This window comes from Corynebacterium sp. NPDC060344, from assembly GCF_042725215.1.
Taxonomy (GTDB): domain Bacteria; phylum Actinomycetota; class Actinomycetes; order Mycobacteriales; family Mycobacteriaceae; genus Corynebacterium.
The window spans coordinates 230047-250602 of sequence record NZ_JBHXCS010000004.1; the positions used below are offsets into that span (position 1 = coordinate 230047).

General features: G+C 68.4%; 14 protein-coding genes and 1 riboswitch. Of the genes, 8 read left to right on the forward strand and 6 right to left on the reverse strand.

The features are described from left to right. Positions 1-95 precede the first annotated feature (95 nt). The 6 genes from ACFWGD_RS07390 (at position 96) to ACFWGD_RS07415 (ending at position 11118) form a co-directional block, all read left to right on the forward strand. On the forward strand, positions 96-842 hold the full coding sequence (locus tag ACFWGD_RS07390) for a hypothetical protein (protein ID WP_377777964.1): 747 nt from the start codon (positions 96-98) through the stop codon (positions 840-842). A 269-nt stretch (positions 843-1111) separates the two neighbouring features. Further along, a complete protein-coding gene (gene rplJ, locus ACFWGD_RS07395) occupies positions 1112-1627 on the forward strand; it encodes a 50S ribosomal protein L10 (RefSeq protein WP_377777965.1) in 516 nt (171 codons plus the stop codon). 92 nt (positions 1628-1719) lie between these two features. After that, positions 1720-2100: a 50S ribosomal protein L7/L12 gene (gene rplL, locus ACFWGD_RS07400; protein WP_377777966.1), complete on the forward strand. Its 381-nt coding sequence runs from the start codon at positions 1720-1722 to the stop codon at positions 2098-2100. A 164-nt stretch (positions 2101-2264) separates the two neighbouring features. Next, entirely contained in the window at positions 2265-3257 is a 993-nt protein-coding gene (locus ACFWGD_RS07405) for a DUF3068 domain-containing protein (protein WP_377777967.1), read from the forward strand. Between the two features lie 294 nt (positions 3258-3551). Continuing rightward, the gene (locus tag ACFWGD_RS07410) at positions 3552-7040 is read left to right on the forward strand and encodes a DNA-directed RNA polymerase subunit beta (RefSeq protein ID WP_377777968.1); all 3489 of its coding nucleotides are present in this window, start codon (positions 3552-3554) and stop codon (positions 7038-7040) included. Between the two features lie 112 nt (positions 7041-7152). After that, on the forward strand, positions 7153-11118 hold the full coding sequence (locus ACFWGD_RS07415) for a DNA-directed RNA polymerase subunit beta' (RefSeq protein ID WP_377777969.1): 3966 nt from the start codon (positions 7153-7155) through the stop codon (positions 11116-11118). A gap of 95 nt (positions 11119-11213) precedes the next feature. Here ACFWGD_RS07415 and ACFWGD_RS07420 read toward each other — a convergent pair whose 3' ends face one another. From ACFWGD_RS07420 to thiC, 6 genes are all read right to left on the reverse strand, one after another. Next, positions 11214-12497 carry a Na/Pi symporter gene (locus ACFWGD_RS07420; RefSeq protein WP_377777970.1) on the reverse strand — a complete coding sequence of 428 codons (1284 nt, stop codon included), beginning with the start codon at positions 12495-12497 and terminating at the stop codon, positions 11214-11216. A gap of 167 nt (positions 12498-12664) precedes the next feature. After that, positions 12665-13375 carry a DUF1707 domain-containing protein gene (locus tag ACFWGD_RS07425; protein WP_377777971.1) on the reverse strand — a complete coding sequence of 237 codons (711 nt, stop codon included), beginning with the start codon at positions 13373-13375 and terminating at the stop codon, positions 12665-12667. Positions 13376-13452: 77 nt separating this feature from the next. Then, the gene (locus tag ACFWGD_RS07430; RefSeq protein ID WP_377777972.1) at positions 13453-13686 is read right to left on the reverse strand and encodes a hypothetical protein; all 234 of its coding nucleotides are present in this window, start codon (positions 13684-13686) and stop codon (positions 13453-13455) included. Between the two features lie 166 nt (positions 13687-13852). Then, positions 13853-14134 carry a hypothetical protein gene (locus ACFWGD_RS07435; protein WP_377777973.1) on the reverse strand — a complete coding sequence of 94 codons (282 nt, stop codon included), beginning with the start codon at positions 14132-14134 and terminating at the stop codon, positions 13853-13855. Positions 14135-14182: 48 nt separating this feature from the next. After that, positions 14183-15457: a Na/Pi symporter gene (locus ACFWGD_RS07440; RefSeq protein WP_377777974.1), complete on the reverse strand. Its 1275-nt coding sequence runs from the start codon at positions 15455-15457 to the stop codon at positions 14183-14185. A gap of 204 nt (positions 15458-15661) precedes the next feature. Further along, positions 15662-17374 carry a phosphomethylpyrimidine synthase ThiC gene (gene thiC, locus ACFWGD_RS07445; protein WP_377777975.1) on the reverse strand — a complete coding sequence of 571 codons (1713 nt, stop codon included), beginning with the start codon at positions 17372-17374 and terminating at the stop codon, positions 15662-15664. Beyond that, positions 17367-17483, reverse strand: a riboswitch (TPP riboswitch). It overlaps the preceding gene by 8 nt. Before the next feature lie 163 nt (positions 17484-17646). Between thiC and ACFWGD_RS07450 the strand changes: the two genes are divergently transcribed. Both ACFWGD_RS07450 and ACFWGD_RS07455 read left to right on the forward strand, forming a co-directional pair. Further along, positions 17647-18600 (forward strand): LuxR C-terminal-related transcriptional regulator, encoded by a 954-nt coding sequence (locus ACFWGD_RS07450; RefSeq protein WP_377777976.1) that lies wholly within the window; start codon positions 17647-17649, stop codon positions 18598-18600. Between the two features lie 338 nt (positions 18601-18938). Continuing rightward, positions 18939-20396, forward strand: a complete 1458-nt coding sequence (locus tag ACFWGD_RS07455; RefSeq protein WP_377777977.1) for an MFS transporter — start codon at positions 18939-18941, stop codon at positions 20394-20396. The last annotated feature ends 160 nt before the right edge of the window (positions 20397-20556 follow it).

Genomic DNA, 20556 nt, shown 5'->3' on the forward strand with positions numbered 1-20556 from the left:
CCGCACCGCATGGCCCGGCCCGCGCTTTTGGCGCGTGGCCGGGTTTTTGCGTGAATCCGGCCCCGGGCCGGTGCGGGGCCCCTATCGTTTTGCCCATGCACATCAGTTCCGGCCGCGCCGGGGGCGACCCCCGGGATGATCGCGGGTCCCGCGAGGCTTCGGCCCTGCGCGCGATCGAGCGGCTGGCGATGCTTGACGACGGCACCGGGTTCGTCCTCGGCGAACTCGAGGCGACCTTGGCGGGGCTCGACCCCGACGTCCGCGAATTGCCGTCGGTCCGGGTGGCGTCGCTGCCGTTTTTGGCGGAGCTGAAGCTCGGCCTGGGCGACGACCGCCCCGTGGCGGAGCTGCTGGAGGATTCCGTCGCCAGGGCGGTGGCGGGGGATGCGGCCTCCCGGGTGGTGGCGATCCGGGTGCTGCGCGCGCTGGCGCGGATGGATGCGGTGGAGCTGGGGGTCGTCGTCAAGCGTCTTTTGAGGGGCGGGGAGGGGAGCGACCCGGTGCTGGCGCTCGGCCTGCAGCTGGCCGCGGCGGTGCTCGACGCGGTCGGGCCGGGCGCGCACCCGCTGGCGTTTCCGCGGCTGCCCGGGCGATTCGCCGACCGCGTGCTCATGGCCGGCGACCCCGAGCTGCTGTGCTTCTTCGCCGACGTCGAGCTCGCGGTGCACGACCGGGAGCGCGACGACCGGCGCATCGCGGAGGAGATCGACGAGGAACTGGGTAGGGAACTCGATCGGGAGCTGGGCCCGGATCAGTCCGGCGGGCTCGACTGCGGGGGAGCGGCCAAGCCTTCCCGGCCCTCCCGCGGCGACGATTTTGGAGATTCCGCACCTGCGGTGTAACGTACCGCCATGAAGTTTGACCGGCTCCCTCGCGGGAAGCCGGAGACTCAAGTTTCACCGAAGACCGCCGGTTTCCTGGCTATCCAGGATGAAGGTTCAGCGCAGACGCTGACGGCCCGCGCAGGATGACTTGGAGTCGTGAAGACGCCCGGCCGCGTGCCGTGCACCTCCTTCGCGCCCCGGCCATTGTGCGCCCGGGGCGTTCGTCGTTTCCGCCCCTTACCCCGGCGTCTAACCCACGACACATCAGGAAGGAGGCGAGAGTACCCATGGCAGCAAACGCCGTTAAGCAGGCCGCCGTCGCGTCGATCAAGCAGGACGTCGACGAGTCGACCGCCATCGTTCTCACCGAGTACCGCGGCATGTCCGTCGCGCAGATCACCGAGCTGCGTCGCGCCCTTGGCGCCGACGTGAAGTACTCCGTCGCCAAGAACACCATGATCAAGCTCGCCGCCGCCGAGGCGGGCGTCGAGGGTCTTGACGAGCACCTCACCGGACCGACCGCCGTCGCCTTCATCAAGGGCGAGGCCGTCGACGCGGCCAAGGCGATCAAGAAGTTCGCCGAGGACAACAAGAACCTCGTGATCAAGGGCGGCTACATGGACGGCGCGGCTATGGACGCCGCGCAGTTCCAGGCCCTCGCGGACATGGACAACCGCGAGACCACTCTGGCCAAGCTGGCCGGTGCCTTCAATGGCGTTCTGGCGAACGTCGCCGGCCTGCTCGATGCCCCCACCTCCTCGGTCGCCCGCCTCGCCGCGGCGCTCGAGGAGAAGAAGCAGTAGAGCACCGGCACCACAGACCCGAATACGCGGGACCCGGACCGGGTCCCGCACCCCGCGGCTCGCGCCGCACATGACTTCACAGGAGACACATCATGGCTAAGTACACCACCGAGGAGCTGCTCGAGGCGTTCAAGGAGATGACCCTCGTTGAGCTGACCGAGTTCAAGAAGGCGTTCGAGGACGAGTTCGACGTCACCGCCGCCGCCCCCGTCGCCGTCGCCGCCGCCGGTGGCGAGGCTGCCCCGGCCGCCGAGGAGAAGGACGAGTTCGACGTCGTCCTCGAGGATGCCGGCGCCAAGAAGATCGGCGTGATCAAGGCCGTCCGCGAGCTCGTCTCCGGCCTGGGCCTGAAGGAGGCCAAGGAGCTCGTCGAGGGTGCGCCGAAGGCCATCATCGAGGGCGCGTCCAAGGACGACGCCGAGGCCGCCAAGGCCAAGCTCGAGGAGGCCGGCGCCAAGGTTTCCCTGAAGTAAGGGACCTGCGCCGCGGCACCCCCGCGCCAGCTTTTTCACCGGGCCCCGCCCGCACGCTCACCGCGTGCCGGCGGGGCCCGGTCTTTTTTGGGCTACTTGCGAGGGCGTCGAGGTAAGCGGTCCAGGATGCGGTGGGGGAGTGGCGCCTGAGTAGGATGGTGCGCATGCTTCCCCGTTCGCGCATCATCGCCGTCCTGATCATCGGGCTCGGTGCGGCGATGATCGCCGCCGGCGCTTTCCTGCCCCGCCTGGTGTCCGACGACCCCAAGATCCCCCTCGACCTGCCGGACACCACGTACGCGCTGCGGGCCGAGGACGGGGTGTCCTCGAAGTTGCTTCCCGACGGCACCAGGGAAGACGCCACCGGTCCGATCCGGCGCCAGTTCCACGGCGAATTGATCGAGCCGGCGGACGAGAAGCGGGTGTCGGTGCGCCTGGGCACGTCGACGACGCGCGAGCTGCCGCCGGAGGTCATGGGCACCGATCCCATCCTCGAGCTGGTCGATGCCGCGGTGTGGACGTTCACGGTCGACCGGTTGAGCGGCGAGTTCCTCGCCCCGGCGCAGTTGACCGACCAGATGGCGGGCGTGCCCGTGGAGGTGCCGGCAGAAGGTTACTGGGTGAAGTTCCCCGCCGGGGCCGAGGCCGTGACCTACCCGGTGTTCGACGATTTCCTGCGCCGCACGGTGCCCGCCGAATACCAGGGCACCGCGGACATCGGCGGCAACGAGGTCCTGCGCTACCGCCAGACCATCGCGCCGACGAACCTGGCGTCGCTGTACCGCTCGAACCTGTCGCAGATCAGCGTCGACGACAAGACCGGCTTCCTCATGTACCAGGGCACCCGCGAGTGGCTCGTCGAGCCGGACAGCGGCATGGTCGTGGACATCAACGAGGATCTGGACCTGCGCTGGGAGACCCGCGAGGGGGAGCGGCTGCGCACGCTGCTGCGCTTCACCGGTGGAGTCGACGATCAGGCGTCGGCGCGATTGCTGCAGCAGGCCCTGGAAGTCGCGGATACGGCGCCCGTGCGCGCTTGGTCGATTGCGCTTCTGGCGATCGGTGCTATCTTGGCCTTCGGCGGAACCGTCGGCGCCTTCCGGCCGGCCGGTCCGAATCGGGGAGAAGAGCCCGGCGATCCAGCGCGCCGGAAGTGACCCCCGTCCTCCCGACACACGCGCACCAGATTTCCAGTGGACTTGCGGCCTGCGATGGTATAGGCTGAGTCGTTGCGCTGGAATTAGGTGTGTCGTAGTGTCCCCACTTGACGTGCCGTCCGGGATAACGGGGGCGTCGCAAAGCCTGTGAACTGGTATTTTGCAACCCCTGCCGTGGCCCTGACGTGCATCGTCCGCAAGGCTCTGCCCGCTACCGTGTGATTCCTGCAAACCAAACGCTTAAATCCAAGCGGACGGGCGCGCCACCGGTTGCCGGCGCCCCCACCGCGTGAGGTGCTGGAAGGACCCATCTTGGCAGTCTCCCGCCAGACCAAGGCAGTGGCCGGTATTCCCGGAGCTTCGAAGAGGTACTCATTCGCGAAGATCAGCGAGCCCATTGCGGTTCCGGGTCTTCTCGATCTGCAGCGTGAGTCGTTCGCATGGCTCATCGGCACGCCCGAGTGGCGCGCCCGCCGCCAGGAGGAACTCGGCGACGGGTCTCAGGTCACCAGTGGACTCGAGGACATCCTTGACGAGCTGTCCCCGATCGAGGACTACTCGCAGAAGATGTCCCTCACCCTGTCCGACCCCTGGTTCGACTCCGTGAAGAACACGGTGGACGAATGCAAGGACAAGGACATCAACTACTCGGCCCCGCTGTACGTCACGGCCGAGTTCACCAACCGCGAGACCGGCGAGATCAAGTCGCAGACGGTCTTCATCGGCGATTTCCCGATGATGTCCGACAAGGGCACGTTCATCGTCAACGGCACCGAGCGTGTCGTCGTCTCCCAGCTCGTGCGTTCCCCGGGCGTCTACTTCGACGAGACCATCGACAAGTCGACCGAGCGCCCCTTGCACTCCGTCAAGATCATCCCGTCGCGCGGTGCGTGGCTGGAGTTCGACGTCGACAAGCGGGACACCGTCGGCGTCCGCATCGACCGCAAGCGCCGCCAGCCGGTCACCGTGCTGCTGAAGGCGTTCGGTTGGACGACGGAGGAGATCAAGGAGCGCTTCGGCTTCTCCGAGATCATGATGGCCACGCTCGAGAAGGACGGCGTCGCCAACACCGACGAAGCCCTGCTGGAGATCTACCGCAAGCAGCGCCCGGGCGAGCCCCCGACGCGCGAGTCGGCGCTGGCGCTGCTGGAGAACAACTTCTTCAAGCCCAAGCGCTACGACCTGGCCAAGGTCGGCCGCTACAAGGTCAACCGCAAGCTGGGCCTCGGCGGCGACGGCGTCGGCGAGATGGTCCTCACCGAGCAGGACATCGCCACCACCATCGAGTACCTCGTGCGCCTGCACGACGGCGAGAAGGCCATGACCTCCCCCGATGGGCGCGAGGTCCCGGTCGAGGTCGACGACATCGACCACTTCGGCAACCGCCGCCTGCGCACCGTGGGCGAGCTCATCCAGAACCAGGTCCGCGTCGGCCTGTCGCGCATGGAGCGCGTCGTCCGCGAGCGCATGACCACCCAGGACGTCGAGTCGATCCAGCCGACCACCCTGATCAACGTGCGCCCGGTCTCCGCCGCGATCCGCGAGTTCTTCGGCACGTCGCAGCTGTCGCAGTTCATGGACCAGAACAACTCCCTGTCGGGCCTGACCCACAAGCGCCGCCTGTCGGCGCTGGGCCCGGGCGGCCTGTCGCGCGAGCGCGCCGGCCTGGAGGTCCGCGACGTCCACCCGTCGCACTACGGCCGTATGTGCCCGATCGAGACCCCCGAGGGCCCGAACATCGGCCTGATCGGTTCGCTGTCGGTCTACGCCCGCGTGAACCCGTTCGGTTTCATCGAGACCCCGTACCGCCGCGTCGTCGACGGCAAGCTGACCACCGACGTGGACTACCTGACCGCCGACGAGGAGGACCGCTACGTCGTCGCCCAGGCGAACACGCCGGTCGACTCCGAGGGCCAGTTCGTCAACGAGACGCTGCCGGTGCGCAAGAAGGGCGGCGACGTCGAGGTCGTCCGCGCCACCGAGGTCGACTACATGGACGTGTCGCCGCGCCAGATGGTGTCGGTCGCCACCGCCATGATCCCGTTCCTCGAGCACGACGACGCCAACCGTGCCCTGATGGGCGCGAACATGCAGCGCCAGGCCGTGCCGCTGCTGCGCGCCGAGGCCCCCTTCGTGGGCACCGGCATGGAGCAGCGCGCCGCGTACGACGCCGGCGACCTGATCATCGCCCCGTGCGATGGCGCGGTCGAGTCGGTGTCGGCGGACTTCATCACCATCATGGATGACGAGGGCCAGCGCCACACCTTCATCCTGCGCAAGTTCGAGCGCACGAACCAGGGCACCAGCTACAACCAGAAGCCGCTCGTCGACGAGGGCGACCGCGTCGAGGCCGGCCAGGTCATCGCCGATGGCCCGGGCACCGACAACGGCGAGATGGCGCTGGGCAAGAACCTGCTCGTGGCGTTCATGCCGTGGGAGGGCCACAACTACGAGGACGCGATCATCCTCAACCAGCGCATGGTGGAGGAGGACATCCTCACCTCGATCCACATCGAGGAGCACGAGATCGATGCCCGCGACACCAAGCTGGGCCCCGAGGAGATCACGCGCGAGATCCCGAACGTCGGCGAGGACATGCTCAAGGACCTCGACGACCGCGGCATCGTGCGCATCGGCGCCGACGTCCGCGACGGCGACATCCTCGTGGGCAAGGTCACCCCGAAGGGCGAGACCGAGCTGACCCCGGAGGAGCGCCTGCTGCGCGCCATCTTCGGCGAGAAAGCCCGCGAGGTGCGCGACACCTCGATGCGCGTCCCGCACGGCGAGTCCGGCAAGGTCATCGGCGTCCGCGTGTTCTCGCGCGAGGACGACGACGATCTGGCCCCGGGCGTCAACGAGATGATCCGCGTCTACGTCGCCCAGAAGCGCAAGATCCAGGACGGCGACAAGATGGCCGGCCGCCACGGCAACAAGGGCGTCATCGGCAAGATCCTGCCGCAGGAGGACATGCCCTTCCTGCCGGACGGCACCCCGGTCGACATCCTGCTGAACACGCACGGCGTGCCCCGCCGAATGAACATCGGCCAGGTCCTCGAGGTGCACCTCGGTTGGCTGGCGAAGGCCGGCTGGACCATCGACGGCGATCCGGACTGGGCCAAGCGCCTGCCGAAGGAGCTTTACGACGTCCCGGCCGACTCGCTCGTGGCCACCCCGGTGTTCGACGGCGCGGAGAACGAGGAGCTCGCCGGTCTGCTGGCGTCCTCCCGCCCGGACCGCGACGGCGACGTCCTGGTCAACGCCGACGGCAAGGCGCAGCTGATGGACGGCCGCTCCGGTGAGCCGTTCCCGTTCCCGGTGTCGGTGGGCTACATGTACATGCTCAAGCTGCACCACCTGGTGGACGAGAAGATCCACGCGCGTTCCACGGGCCCGTACTCGATGATCACGCAGCAGCCCCTGGGCGGTAAGGCCCAGTTCGGCGGCCAGCGCTTCGGCGAGATGGAGGTGTGGGCCATGCAGGCGTATGGCGCCGCCTACACCCTGCAGGAGCTGCTGACCATCAAGTCCGACGACGTCGTCGGCCGCGTGAAGGTCTACGAGGCGATCGTCAAGGGCGACAACATCCCGGATCCCGGTATCCCGGAGTCGTTCAAGGTGCTCCTGAAGGAGCTCCAGTCGCTGTGCCTCAACGTCGAGGTGCTGTCCGCCGACGGCGTCCCGGTGGAGCTGAGCTCCACGGACGACGACGAGCTGGACCACGCCACGGCCTCTCTGGGCATCAACCTGTCGCGCGACGAGCGTTCCGACGCCGACACCGCCTAACGGCGGCGTTCGGCGCGGGCGCCCCGCTCGCACGAAACAACCCACTTCAAGTACGCACATTCACAGCACGCACGAAAACCCCGTGAACATTGCCGGGGGAAAGGGACTACAGGTGCTCGACGTCAACAATTTTGACGAGCTCCGGATCGGGCTCGCCACCGCCGACGACATCCGCCGCTGGTCGCGCGGAGAGGTCAAGAAGCCCGAGACCATCAACTACCGCACGCTCAAGCCGGAGAAGGACGGCCTGTTCTGCGAGCGCATCTTCGGGCCGACCCGCGACTGGGAGTGCGCCTGCGGCAAGTACAAGCGCGTCCGCTTCAAGGGCATCATCTGCGAGCGCTGCGGCGTCGAGGTGACCAAGTCGAAGGTCCGCCGCGAGCGCATGGGCCACATCGAGCTGGCCGCGCCGGTCACGCACATCTGGTACTTCAAGGGCGTTCCGTCGCGCTTGGGCTACCTGCTGGACCTGGCGCCGAAGGATCTCGAGAAGATCATCTACTTCGCGGCGAACATCATCACGTCCGTCGACGACGAGGCGCGCCACAACGACCAGACCACCCTCGAGGCGGACATGCTGGTCGACAAGAAGATGGTCGAGGACGACCGCGACCAGGAGCTGGCCGAGCGCGCCCAGACCCTGGAAGAGGACCTCGCCGAGCTCGAGGCCGCCGGCGCGAAGGCCGATGCCCGCAAGAAGGTGCAGAACGCCGCCGAGCGCGAGATGAAGCACATCCGCGAGCGGGCCCAGCGCGAGCTGGACCGACTCGATGAGATCTGGAACACCTTCCTCAAGCTCGAGCCGAAGCAGATGGTCATCGACGAGAGCATCTACACCGAGCTCGTCGACCGCTACGAGGATTACTTCACCGGCGGCATGGGCGCCGAGGCGATCCAGACGCTGATCCGCAACTTCGATCTCGCCGCCGAGGCCGAGACGCTGCGCGAGGTCATCCGCGACGGCAAGGGCCAGAAGAAGCTCCGCGCCCTCAAGCGCCTCAAGGTCGTCGCCGCGTTCCTGCAGTCGGGCAACGACCCGGCCGCGATGGTCCTCGACTGCGTCCCGGTGATCCCGCCGGAGCTGCGCCCGATGGTGCAGCTCGACGGTGGCCGTTTCGCCACCTCGGACCTCAACGACCTGTACCGCCGCGTCATCAACCGCAACAACCGCCTCAAGCGCATGATCGACCTCGGCGCGCCCGAGATCATCGTGAACAACGAGAAGCGCATGCTGCAGGAGTCGGTCGACGCGCTGTTCGACAACGGCCGCCGCGGCCGCCCGGTCACCGGTCCGGGCAACCGCCCGCTGAAGTCGCTGTCCGACCTGCTCAAGGGCAAGCAGGGCCGCTTCCGCCAGAACCTGCTGGGCAAGCGAGTCGACTACTCGGGCCGTTCGGTCATCATCGTCGGCCCGCAGCTGAAGCTGCACCAGTGCGGTCTGCCGAAGCTCATGGCGCTGGAGCTGTTCAAGCCCTTCGTCATGAAGGAGCTCGTGGCCAAGAGCTACGCGCAGAACATCAAGTCGGCCAAGCGCATGGTCGAGCGCCAGCGCCCGGAGGTCTGGGACGTCCTCGAGGACGTCATCACCGGCCACCCGGTGCTGCTCAACCGTGCCCCCACCCTGCACCGCCTGGGCATCCAGGCCTTCGAGCCCGTGCTCGTCGAGGGCAAGGCCATCCAGCTGCACCCGCTGGCGTGTGAGGCGTTCAACGCCGACTTCGACGGCGACCAGATGGCCGTGCACCTCCCGCTGTCCGCGGAGGCGCAGGCCGAGGCCCGCATCCTCATGCTGTCCTCGAACAACATCCTGTCGCCGGCGTCCGGCAAGCCGCTGGCCATGCCGCGACTGGACATGGTCACCGGCCTGTACTTCCTGACGCTGGAGAAGCCGGAGCTGCCGGGCGCCCACGCCGGCGCCACCGAGGACGCGCCGGAGCAGGGCATCTACGCCTCCCCGGCCGAGGCCATCATGGCGTACGACCGCGGCGCCATCGGCCTGCAGACCCCGATCAAGGTGCGCATCTCGCACCTGCGCCCGCCGGCCGACATCGAGGCGGAGCACTTCGCCGACGGTTGGGACAAGGGCCAGATCTGGACCGCCAACACCACCCTGGGCCGCGTGATGTTCAACGAGCTGCTGCCGTGGAACTACCCGTACGTCGAGGGCGTCATGGCCAAGAAGCCGCAGGCGGCGATCATCAACGACCTCGCGTCGAAGTACCCGATGATCACGGTCGCGCAGACCGTCGACAAGCTCAAGGACGCGGGCTTCTACTGGGCCACGCGTTCCGGCGTCACCATCGCCATGTCCGACGTGCTCGTCCTTCCGAACAAGAAGGAGATCCTCGACTCCTACGAGCAGAAGGCCGACACGATCGAGAAAAAGTTCCGCCGCGGCAAGCTGTCGTCCGCGGAGCGCCACGAGTCGCTGGTCAACCTGTGGAAGGCCGCGACCGCGGAGGTCGGCGAGAAGGTCGAGGGCCTGTACCCCGACGACAACCCGATCCCGATGATCGTGAAGTCCGGCGCCGCCGGCAACATGGGCCAGATCCACTCGCTGGCCGGCATGAAGGGCATGGTCACCAACCCGCGCGGCGAGTACATCACGCGCCCGATCAAGACCTCGTTCCGCGAGGGCCTGTCGGTGCTGGAGTACTTCAACAACTCGCACGGTTCCCGCAAGGGCCTGGCCGACACCGCCCTGCGCACCGCCGACTCGGGCTACCTGACCCGTCGTCTGGTCGACGTCGCGCAGGACGTCATCGTCCGCGAAGAGGACTGTGGCGCCACCGCCGGCGTGGACGTCGAGATCGGCGAGCACGTCATCGGCGCCGACGGCCAGCCGACCGGCGAGCTGCGCCGCGCGCAGTACGCCGAGACCTCGGCGATCGCCCGCTACCTGGCGGCCCCGGTCGTCGACGCCGACGGCAACGAGATCCTGCCGGTGGGCACCGATCTGCGCGACGAGGAGATCACCGATCTGCTCTCCCGCGGCATCGACACCGTCAAGGTCCGTTCCGTGCTGACCTGCAACACGCCGACCGGCGTCTGCGCCACCTGCTACGGCCGTTCCATGGCCACCGGCAAGATGGTCGACATCGGCGAGGCCGTGGGCATCGTCGCCGCGCAGTCCATCGGCGAGCCGGGCACCCAGCTGACCATGCGCACGTTCCACCAGGGCGGCGTCGGCGGCGACATCACCGGCGGTCTGCCCCGAGTCCAGGAGCTGTTCGAGGCCCGCGTGCCCAAGAACCGCGCCCCGCTGGCCACGGCCACCGGCCGCGTGCGCCTGGAGGAGGACGACCACTTCTTCACGCTGACCATCATCCCGGACGACGGTTCGGACGAGGTCGTCTTCGACAAGCTGTCGAAGCGCCAGGGCCTCGCCGAGATCACCGTCGACGGCCGCCGCCGCGCCATCCGCGACGGCGACACCGTGGAGATGGGCTCGCAGCTGATGAAGGGCGCCGCCGACCCGCACGAGGTCCTGCGCATCCGCGGCCGCCGCGGCGTGCAGCGCCACCTGATCGAGGAAGTCCAGTCGGTCTACCGCGATCAGGGCGTGGCCATCCACGACAAGCACATCGAGGTCATCGTCCGCCAGATGCTGCGCCGCGTCACCGTCATCGACTCGGGTTCGACCGAGTTCCTGCCGGGTTCGCTGGTGGAGCACGCGGAGGCCGTGGCCGCGTCGCGCCAGGCCGTCGCCGAGGGCGGCAAGGCCATCCAGATGCGCCTGGAGATCATGGGCATCACGAAGGCTTCGCTGGCCACGGATTCGTGGCTGTCGGCCGCCTCCTTCCAGGAGACGACCCGCGTGCTCACGGATGCGGCGATCAACAAGCGCTCCGACAAGCTGATCGGCTTGAAGGAGAACGTGATCATCGGCAAGCTGATCCCGGCCGGCACGGGCATCTCCCGCTACCGCAACATCGCGGTGGAGCCGACGGAGGAGGCCGCCCGCCAGGCCGCCGCCCCGTTCGCCTCCCTGGGCGAGGGCTTCTACGGCCCGGAGGACACCTACGCCGAGCCGACCGGTCGCGCCGTCCCGCTGGACGACATCCCGTACGACCAGTAGGCCCGCGCACCGCGGTCGAGGGCCCGGCCACCGCTTCCTTTCGGGGGAGCGGTGGCCGGGCCCTTTCGCGTCTCTGCTTTACGACGGCCCGGCCGTCACGTGAGCAGCGCGAAGATGAGGATGGCCAGTCCGGGGACGGCGAAGAAGGCGCTGCCGATCCAGCCGATGGCGATGAACTTGTTGCGCGCCGCGTGCTTCGCGATGAACTCCGACGCCGTGACGGGGACGCTGCGCAGCAGCGGCAGGACGAAGATGAGCAGGATGCCGGCAAGGTTGAAGCACAGGTGCACCAGCGCCATGACCAGCGCGAGGCGGGCGCCGTCACCGGTGACGGCCAGCGCCGCGATGATGGCGGTGAAGGTGGTGCCGACATTGGCGCCCAGCGTGAGCGGGTAGATCTGCCTGGTGGTCAGCGTGCCGGCTCCGGCGAAGGGCACCATCACCGAGGTGGTCACCGAGGACGACTGCGTGGCCATGGTCGCTGCGAAGCCCGCGCCGATGGCGGTGGCCGGTCGGCCGTCGACGGCCTTGACCAGCATCCGGCGCGCGCGCCCGACCATGAGGATCTTGAGGATCTTGCCCAGCCACGACACCGCAAGGAAGATCAGGCCGACGCCCAGGGTGATTGTGACCGCGCCCATGATCGCCTCGTTGCCCGGGATCATGCCGGTCAGGCCTTCGGTGCCGATGACGTCGACGACCGGATCGGTGAGCGCACCGAGGACGTCCGCCTCGCCGGGATCGGGGAGCACGGTGCCGTAGAGGAGGTCGGCAAGGAATTCGGCGGTGTGCTGCAGCGGGGAGAAGAGCAGCTCCAGCGGCAGGAGCACGACGATGGCGAGGATGTTGAAGAAGTCGTTGACCGTCGTCGCGGCGAAGGCCCGGCGGAACTCCTCGCGGCGGTCGATGTGGCCGAGCGAGGCGATGCTGCCGGTCACCGAGGTGCCGACGTTGGCGCCCATGATCATGGGGATGCCGACCTCCAGGGGGACGGCGCCTGCGCCGACTGCCGTGACCACCAGGGCTGTCGTCGTCGACGAGGACTGGATCAGCGAGGTTGCCAGGATGCCGACGAATACCGCGATGAGGGGATTGCCCGCGAAAGAGAACAGAGATTCCGCGGAGTCTTCGCCAAGTGCCGCGAAGCCATCTCCGATGAGGCCGATGGCGACGATGAGCATGTACAGGCACGCCGGGACCAGCAACCACAGGCCCCAGTCCGGGATCCTGCCCAGGATCCGCGCGTCCTTGCGCGCCTCTTCGCCGCGATCGATCGACTCGTCGGGGTGGTCGGTGTCGGAGTCGTTGTCGGTGGAGGTGTCGGTGTCGGTGTCGGCGTCGGTCGCGGTCGACGTGTTCGCGATGGCATCGGAGGTCATCGGGGCTCCTGCGCCGAGCCTTCGGGTGTTCGGCCCGGCGGGGTCGTGGGCGGCGTGGGCGGTGGTGTCGCCTTCCACGATGAAACACGGACGCGGAGAGCAGGTGTACCGGCGTTGACCGGCGGGTAAACAGTGCGACAACTCTGTCGCGGGGAGGGGAACCGACCTTAGCGCAGCTCGCGGCGGTCGCCGCGGGGGACGCGGTGAACGTCGACGCCGCCCATGAGGGCGAGGCCGGTGACGCGCACGCGTGGGGCATCGGGCGGGAGGTCGTGGCCGGAGATGACCACGTCGCGGGAGTCGGAGGAACCGAAGCCGCCCATGAGGCCCGTGCCCTGGACGGTGAGGCGGATGTCCTCGGGGACGATGATCTGGATGCCGCCCATGACGGCGATGGCGACGATCTCGGTTTCCGGGGCTTCGAAGCGGGCCCGGCGCAGGTCGAGTTCCACGCCGCCCATGAGGGCGATGGAGTGGTGGGTCGGCGGGCAGATCCAGTCGCCGTCCTGGCCGGCGCCGAACATGATGGCCACGGACAGGCGGGACCCGCCGGGTTCGCCGGTGACGTGCGCCTTGGACACTGCGGCGAGGTCGCGCGACGACGGGGCGTCGTGGGGGACGACCCCGTTCGGCGCGGGGTTGGCGGGGAGGGAGGAATTGGCAGAGCCGCCGATCACCGCCCAGGGATCGGGGACGAGATCGGCGAGGGGATCGGCGAGTTCGTCGCGGGTGCGCGCGGACCACGCGCGGTGGGTGCGCTCGTCGAACTCGGTGAGGTCGATCTGGCCGCGGGCGAGGGCGTTCGACAGTTCGTCGGCCACCCGCCCGCGCTCGTCATCGGTGGCGCGCAGCGGTCGCGGGTCGTCGGAGGCGTTCATGCCCCCGACTGTAGGCAGTTCGGGCGGCGGCGGCAGGTCCAGGTGGCGGGATCAGGCGGCGGGATCAGGCGGCAGGATCAGGCCGCGACGGCCGGCGCGGAGAACTCGTCGCGCAGCACGCGGCCGAATTCGCGCCAGGAGCCCTTCGTGCGGGCCCAATCGTCGGGCAGGACCTGGAGCTGTGCGACGAAGAGCGCGTGGCGCTGGCCGTCGGAAAGCTCTGCGGTGAGCGACGGCGAGTTGCCGCGGCGCTCGGGGTTCTCGTGGACGTCATCGAACATGGCGGTCACCTCTTGGCTCGTGTCGGGCATGCGCGGGGCGCATGCGATGTCGGTCACACCGGATAACCGGGTTAGCGGATCAAGCTACAGGCTAGCGAAGGTAAACGCAAAGTTAACGGAAATTGAACGCCCCTCCGCGTGTCGTGGAGGGGCGTTCGGGATCGTGCAGGTCGGCGCAGGTCGGCGCAGGTCTTCTCTAGTCGGCGTGCTTCGCGGCGGCGCGGGTTTCGCGCTCCTCGCGGATGACGTCGCGGAGGATCTTGATGATGTTGCGCCAGCTTCCCTCGAACGTGGAGATGTCGTCGGGCAGGGCGTCGATCTGCTCGTGGCGCTGCTCGCTGCGGCGTTCGGCGAGCTCGGCGCGGATCGCGTGGATGTTGCGCTCGGCGTCGGAGAGCATCTTCTCCAGATCGTCGATGCTCGCCGCATCTAGTTCGTCGGGCCGTGCGGGCGCCGGATTGGTGGCGGGATCGGTCATGGTGGCTCCTAGGGGATCGACGGCGGGGTGCGCGGGTAGCTTCCGCGGCTACGTGAACAGGACCTTGATGAGGATCGCGAGCACCGGGATGATGATGAAGACCGTCATGACCCAGGCCACGGCGTAGATCTTGCGCTCGGCGGCCACGCGGGCCAGCGTCTCCGCGCCCACCAGCGGCAGGCTGCGCAGGAACGGCAGCCCGTAGATGATGAGGATGCCGAAGACGTTGAACAGCGTGTGCACCAGCGCGATGGTCAACGCGAGCTTCGCGCCGTCGCCGGTGACCGCCATCGCGGCGATGAGCGCGGTGACCGTGGTGCCCACGTTCGCGCCCAGGGTCAGCGGGTAGATCTGGCGGGTGGTCAGCGCGCCGGAACCGGCGAACGGGACCATGACCGACGTGGTCACCGACGAGGACTGCACGGCGACGGTCACCAGCATGCCGGCGCCCATCGCGGTCAGCGGGTGGCCGCCGACGGACTTCTCCAGGATCGCCTTGGCCTTGCCGACCATGATCAGCTGCAGGATCTTGCCCAGCCACGAGACGGCGAAGAAGATCATGGCCACGCCGAGGAGGATGGTCAGGGTGCCGGCGACGACGTCGGAGCCCGGCAGCATGCCCATCAGGCCGTCCATGCCCAGCACGTCGACGACGGGATCGGTGAGCGTGCCCACGAAGTCCGCCTGGCCCGGATCGGGCAGGACCGTGCCGAACAGCTGGCCCGACACCCACTCGGCGCTGCGCTGGATCGGGTGGAAGAAGATCTCCAGCGGCAGCAGGATGATGACGGCGAAGAGATTGAAGAAGTCGTGCACCGTCGATGCGGCGAACGCCCGGCGGAACTCGTCCTTGTGGCCGGCGTGGCCGAAGGAGGCCAGCGTATTGGTCACGGAGGTGCCGATGTTGGCGCCCATGATCATGGGCACCGCGACCTCGATCGGCAGCGCGCCGGCGCCGACCGCGGTGACCACCAGAGTCGTCGTGGTCGACGACGACTGGATGATCGCCGTGGCCAGCACGCCGACGAACAGCGCGATGAACGGGTTGGTGGCGAAGTCGAAGAGGCCCTCCGCGGCATCCTTGCCCAGGCCCTTGAAGCCGTCGCCGATGACGCCGATGGCGACGATCAGCATGTAGAGGGTGCCGATGGCCAGCAGCGTCAGCGCCCAGTTGGGCAGGCGGCGCAGGCCATGGGGGACGTCGCTGGCGACGGTGCCGCCGTCCGTGCCATTGGTGGGGCCGTCCGGCCCGTCCGAGAGTCGGTCGGCCATCGCGGTGGCCGAAGCGGTGGCGTCATCGCCCGGGTGGCGGGGAGTCGTCATCGATGCTCGATTCTGTTCGTGCCGGCCGTGCCCTCTTCGTGGGAGAGCGGGGCCGTGTGCGCGGGTCGCGCGACTGGCAAGTGCCTGCGCAGTGTCGCCCCCGAAGGTGTCCCGATAAAGGAATAAAGGTGAACGGAAGGTAAACAAACGCTGATCGGCAGCGTGAGACGCGCCTCAATGCCGGTGCCGCGGTTCGGGTGCCGCCTACTCCGCCGACAGCGGCAGATACACCCGGCCGCCGGCGGCGCCGAACTCCTCGGACTTCTCGGCCATGCCGGCTTCGATCGCCTCGACGGTCTCCAGCCCGTGCTCCTTCGCGTAGTCGCGCACGTCCTGCGAGATGCGCATGGAGCAGAACTTCGGGCCGCACATCGAGCAGAAGTGCGCGGTCTTCGCGGGCTCGGCCGGCAGGGTCTCGTCGTGGTAGTCCAGCGCCGTGTCCGGATCCAGCGCCAGGGCGAACTGGTCGTGCCAGCGGAATTCGAAGCGCGCCTTCGACAGGGCGTCGTCGCGCTCCTGCGCCAGCGGCAGCCCCTTGGCCAGGTCCGCCGAGTGCGCGGCGATCTTGTACGTGATCACGCCGACCTTGACGTCGTCGCGGTTGGGCAGCCCCAGGTGCTCCTTGGGCGTGACGTAGCACAGCATCGCCGTGCCGGCCTGCGCGATCATCGCCGCGCCTATAGCGGAGGTGATGTGGTCGTAGCCGGGCGCGATGTCGGTGGCCAGCGGGCCCAGGGTGTAGAACGGGGCCTCCTCGCACAGCTCCTCCTCGAGCCGGACGTTCTCCGCGATCTTGTGCATGGGCACGTGGCCGGGCCCCTCGATCATCACCTGCACGCCGCGGGACTTGGCGATCTTCGTCAGCTCGCCGAGCGTCCGCAGCTCCGCGAACTGCGCCTCATCGTTGGCGTCGGCGATGGAACCCGGGCGCAGGCCGTCGCCAAGCGAGAAGGTGATGTCGTACTTCGCGAAAATGTCGCACAGCTCCGCGAAATTCTCGTACAGGAAGGACTCGCGGTGGTGGGCCAGGCACCACGCCGCCATGATCGACCCGCCGCGCGAGACGATGCCCGTCACGCGGTTGGCGGCCAGCGGCACGTAGCGCAGCAGCACGCCGGCGTGGACGGTCATGTAGTCGACGCCCTGCTCGGCCTGCTCGATGACGGTGTCGCGGTAAATCTCCCACGTCAGCTTCGCGGGGTCGCCGTTGACCTTCTCCAGCGCCTGGTAGATGGGCACGGTGCCCACGGGCACGGGGGAGTTGCGCAGGATCCACTCGCGGGTCTCGTGGATGTCGGCGCCGGTGGACAGGTCCATGATCGTGTCGGCTCCCCAGCGGGTGGCCCACACCATCTTCTCCACCTCCTCCGCGATGGACGAGGTGACCACGGAATTGCCGATGTTCGCGTTGACCTTCACCGCGAACTTCTTGCCGATGATCATCGGCTCCAGCTCCGGGTGCTTCCTGTTCGCGCAGATCACGGCGCGCCCGGCGGCGACCTCGGAGCGCACGAGCTCCGCCTCGACGCCCTCGCGGGCGGCGATGAACGCCATCTCCGGGGTCACGATCCCCGCGCGGGCCCAGGCCAGCTGGGTCGACGCCTTCAGGTCGGGGCTTTGCGACGACGCCGGGGCGGGCGCAGGGGTCGGCCACGAGTCCCTGGTCTTCGGCAGTCCGCCGTGCAGATCCGGGTCCGCATCGGTTTCGGTGTACGGGCCGGAGGTGTCGTAGGCATCGAAATGCGTGCCATCGGTGAGGTTGATCCGGCGGGCGGGGATGCGCAGGACGGCATCCTCCGAGCCGAAGGGCGATCCGTCGAACATGACATCGTCGTAAAGCTTCTCGGAACGGTAGATCGGGCCGGTGGTGACCTGGTCCCGGGCCTCGTCCATGGGGTTCACGGCAGGCTTCGCCATGGTGGTCCTTTCCTACGCCGGCATTACCCGGACAGGTTCGAACGGTCGGCATCCGCATTCCCGATGCCCTCTCAGCGCCGGTTCGGTAGGCGCTCCCGTGGGAAGTATTCGGTTGTGGGCATCGATCGTACCCGACGCGAAAGTGCCGGAGCGGCCAGGGACGTCGGCTATGATGTTTCGGAAACGAAGCCGAATGGGGCACCGCCGCGCCGGCGATGGGGGAGCGGGCGGCGGACGAGGAAGATGACGAGGAAGATGAGGAGGATGCGCCGATGCCGCACAACCGGCCGCGGGACCGCGACCTGGCCAAGCAGCTGGTGCGGGAGCTGCGCAGGGACGCGGACCTGCCGGTGGTCTTCCTCGGCATCGGCGGGCAGGGCGGCGTGACCATCGGCGACGGGGTCGGGCTGCGCTCCGACGGGGTGCGCGGTCTCACGGTCACCCCCGGCGAAGGACTCGGCGGGCGCGTGCTGCGCGATCGGCGGCCGGCGGTCGTCGCGGACTATGAAGCCGCGCGGACCATCACCGACAGTTACCGCGAGCACGTGCACAACGAGGGCCTCGGTCCCGTCATGGCCGTGCCGATCTTGTCCACCGTCGGCGAAACGCGGATGGTCCTCTATGGCGCGCACCGCGAGAAGTTCGACTTCGGCGACCGGATCCGGTCGGTGGCCATGCGCTTGGCGGCGAAGGCCGGCACCGAGCTGCGCATCCGCGACGAGGTCGACCGTCGCATCGGCATGGCGCAGCGCAGCACCGCGGAGATCCGCGAGGCGGGGGAGGGGCCCGGGGCCTCCGATCTGGAACGATTGCGCGAACTGCACGCCGACCTGCGCGCCATCGCCGCGACGACGGCCGACGGAGAGGCGCGCGACAAGCTGCTCGCGGCCTCCGGCGGGCTGGCGGCGATGCTGTTCCCCGGTGCCGGTGCCGGGGGCGGGGCTGGTGCGGGTGGCGGCATTGGTGTTGGGGAGGGGGTTGGTGGCGTTGGCGGCGCGGTGGCGGAAGGTGGCGCCGGCAGTGCGGAGGCGCCCGCGTTGACCGCCCGGGAGCTCGACGTGCTGGCGCAGGTCGCGCTGGGGTGCACGAATGCGGAGGCGGCGGCGCGGTTGTCGCTGAGCGCCGAAACGGTCAAGGCCTACCTGCGCAACGCCAGCGCGAAGCTCGGCGCGAAGGGGCGCCACGCCGCCGTCAGCCGGGCACGGATGCTCGGGCTCATTCCCTGAGGTGGTCCTGAATCAACCCGTGCGGGGGGCGGGGTTGTGCGGGGGTTGAAACGGGCGTGCACTGCACCGCGAAGCTCCGTTTGGCGAAGTTTTCCGGGGATTTTCGGGTGGGTGTCCGGCGCTGGTTCACGAACCTGCCGGTAGGATCGGTGCAGGTGGGGGAGGTTCTTTTCGTCGCAAAGCTTCTGAATGGTTAACAAAACCGCTAGCCACGGTTAACTGATGGATCCATAACACCCTCTTTCGGGTATGTGAGACGTGCGTCACGCCTGGATATGTTCTGCGTCACATCGTTGACCGGGCGGTTCCCAGGAGCCGCCCCCAAGGCAGGAGACGCCATGACCAACTCACTTGCGCCGGACCGCTCGTCCGGCACCGGGCCCGCAACCGGGCCCGGCATCGGGGCCCACGACCCGGCCGAGAACCTGAAGAAGGGGCCCTCGCTGCGCAGGGTCGCCACGGCGAGCCTCGTCGGCACGACGATCGAGTTCTACGACTTCTTCATCTACGGCACCGCCGCCGCGCTCGTCTTCCCCACGGTGTTCTTCCCGAACATGACGCCGATGCTGTCGACGGTCGCCTCCTTCGCCACCTTCGGCGTCGCGTTCCTCGCCCGCCCGCTGGGCTCGGTGGTCTTCGGCCACTTCGGCGACATCCTCGGTCGCAAGCGCACGCTGGTGTGGACGCTGCTGATGATGGGCATCGCGACCCTCTTCATCGGCCTGCTGCCGGGCTACGACTCCGGCACCTTCGGCTTCTTCGAATCCGGCATCGGCGTCTGGGGCCCCGTGCTCCTGGTGGTGATGCGCTTCCTGCAGGGCATGGCGGTCGGCGGCGAATGGGCCGGCGCGACGCTGCTCACCGCGGAGTACGCGCCGCCGGGCAAGCGCGGCGCCTACGCCATGTTCCCGCAGCTCGGCGCGGCCATCGCCTTCTTCCTGTCCTCCGGCACGTTCGTGGTGGTCTTCCTGGCCATCGGCGAGACCTCCGACGCCTTCCTCGAGTGGGCGTGGCGCATCCCGTTCCTGCTGTCCATCGTGATGGTCTTCGTCGGCCTGTACGTCCGCCTGGCCATCCAGGAGACGCCGTCGTTCAAGAAGGAGCAGGAGCGCCGCGCCGAGGACAAGGCGAACGGCGTCCGCCGCACCCTCCCGTTCATGGACACGCTGCGCTACCAGTGGCGCGAGGCCATGACCGGCGGCATCGCCCTGGCGTCGCTGTTCTCGCTGTTCTACATGGGCACCTCGTACCTGACGTCCTACGGCACGTCGAAGCTGGAACTCCAGCGCACGCACATCCTCATGGTCGGCATGTTCGCGGCAATCCTCTTCGGCATCGCCATCGCCGCCTCCGCCGCACTGTCGGACCGCCTCGGCCGCACGAAGGTCATCCTGACCTCCACGACCCTCGCGGTGCTGTGGACCCCGGCGCTGTTCTGGGTCCTCGACTTCGGCACCATCTGGCACTTCGCGCTCGGCCTGACGGTGACCATGGTCATCTTCGGCATCTCCTACGGTCCCGCCGGCGCGATGCTGCCCGAGATGTTCCGCGTCGACCTGCGCTACACCGGCGCCGGCCTGGCCTACAACATCGCGGCCATCCTCGGTGGCGCGATCCCGCCGCTCATCGCCGCCCCGCTGGCCGAGGCCTACGGTGGCCTGGCGGTCGGCATCTTCCTCGCGGCGATCTCGCTGACCTCCTGCATCGCGGTCACCCGCATCCGCTCCAACCACGAGGACGACATCGACGAGCACAACCAGCTCGTCCGCGAGTCCGACGCCATCGCCAACCCCTAGCGTCCGGGGCTGGATCGGGCCCGGGCCGGCCACGTCTCCCGGCCGGCCGGAGGGTTTGGGCGAGGGGCCGGGGGGGAAACACAAAAGTTTTTGTTCGGCGCCCGGTGAGTTAAAAAAAAAAAAAAACACACAAACAAAAAAAAAAAAAAAAAAAAAAAAA

Bases quoted from the DNA above. Each gene is read 5' to 3' on its own strand.
- ACFWGD_RS07440 (WP_377777974.1), bottom strand. From the start codon at position 15,457: ATGACGACTCCCCGCCACCCGGGCGATGACGCCACCGCTTCGGCCACC.
- ACFWGD_RS07435 (WP_377777973.1), bottom strand. From the start codon at position 14,134: ATGACCGATCCCGCCACCAATCCGGCGCCCGCACGGCCCGACGAACTA.
- thiC (WP_377777975.1), bottom strand. From the start codon at position 17,374: ATGGCGAAGCCTGCCGTGAACCCCATGGACGAGGCCCGGGACCAGGTC.
- rplJ (WP_377777965.1), top strand. From the start codon at position 1,112: ATGGCAGCAAACGCCGTTAAGCAGGCCGCCGTCGCGTCGATCAAGCAG.
- ACFWGD_RS07425 (WP_377777971.1), bottom strand. From the start codon at position 13,375: ATGAACGCCTCCGACGACCCGCGACCGCTGCGCGCCACCGATGACGAG.
- ACFWGD_RS07390 (WP_377777964.1), top strand. From the start codon at position 96: ATGCACATCAGTTCCGGCCGCGCCGGGGGCGACCCCCGGGATGATCGC.
- ACFWGD_RS07430 (WP_377777972.1), bottom strand. From the start codon at position 13,686: ATGCCCGACACGAGCCAAGAGGTGACCGCCATGTTCGATGACGTCCAC.
- ACFWGD_RS07455 (WP_377777977.1), top strand. From the start codon at position 18,939: ATGACCAACTCACTTGCGCCGGACCGCTCGTCCGGCACCGGGCCCGCA.
- ACFWGD_RS07420 (WP_377777970.1), bottom strand. From the start codon at position 12,497: ATGACCTCCGATGCCATCGCGAACACGTCGACCGCGACCGACGCCGAC.
- ACFWGD_RS07450 (WP_377777976.1), top strand. From the start codon at position 17,647: ATGCCGCACAACCGGCCGCGGGACCGCGACCTGGCCAAGCAGCTGGTG.
- ACFWGD_RS07405 (WP_377777967.1), top strand. From the start codon at position 2,265: ATGCTTCCCCGTTCGCGCATCATCGCCGTCCTGATCATCGGGCTCGGT.
- rplL (WP_377777966.1), top strand. From the start codon at position 1,720: ATGGCTAAGTACACCACCGAGGAGCTGCTCGAGGCGTTCAAGGAGATG.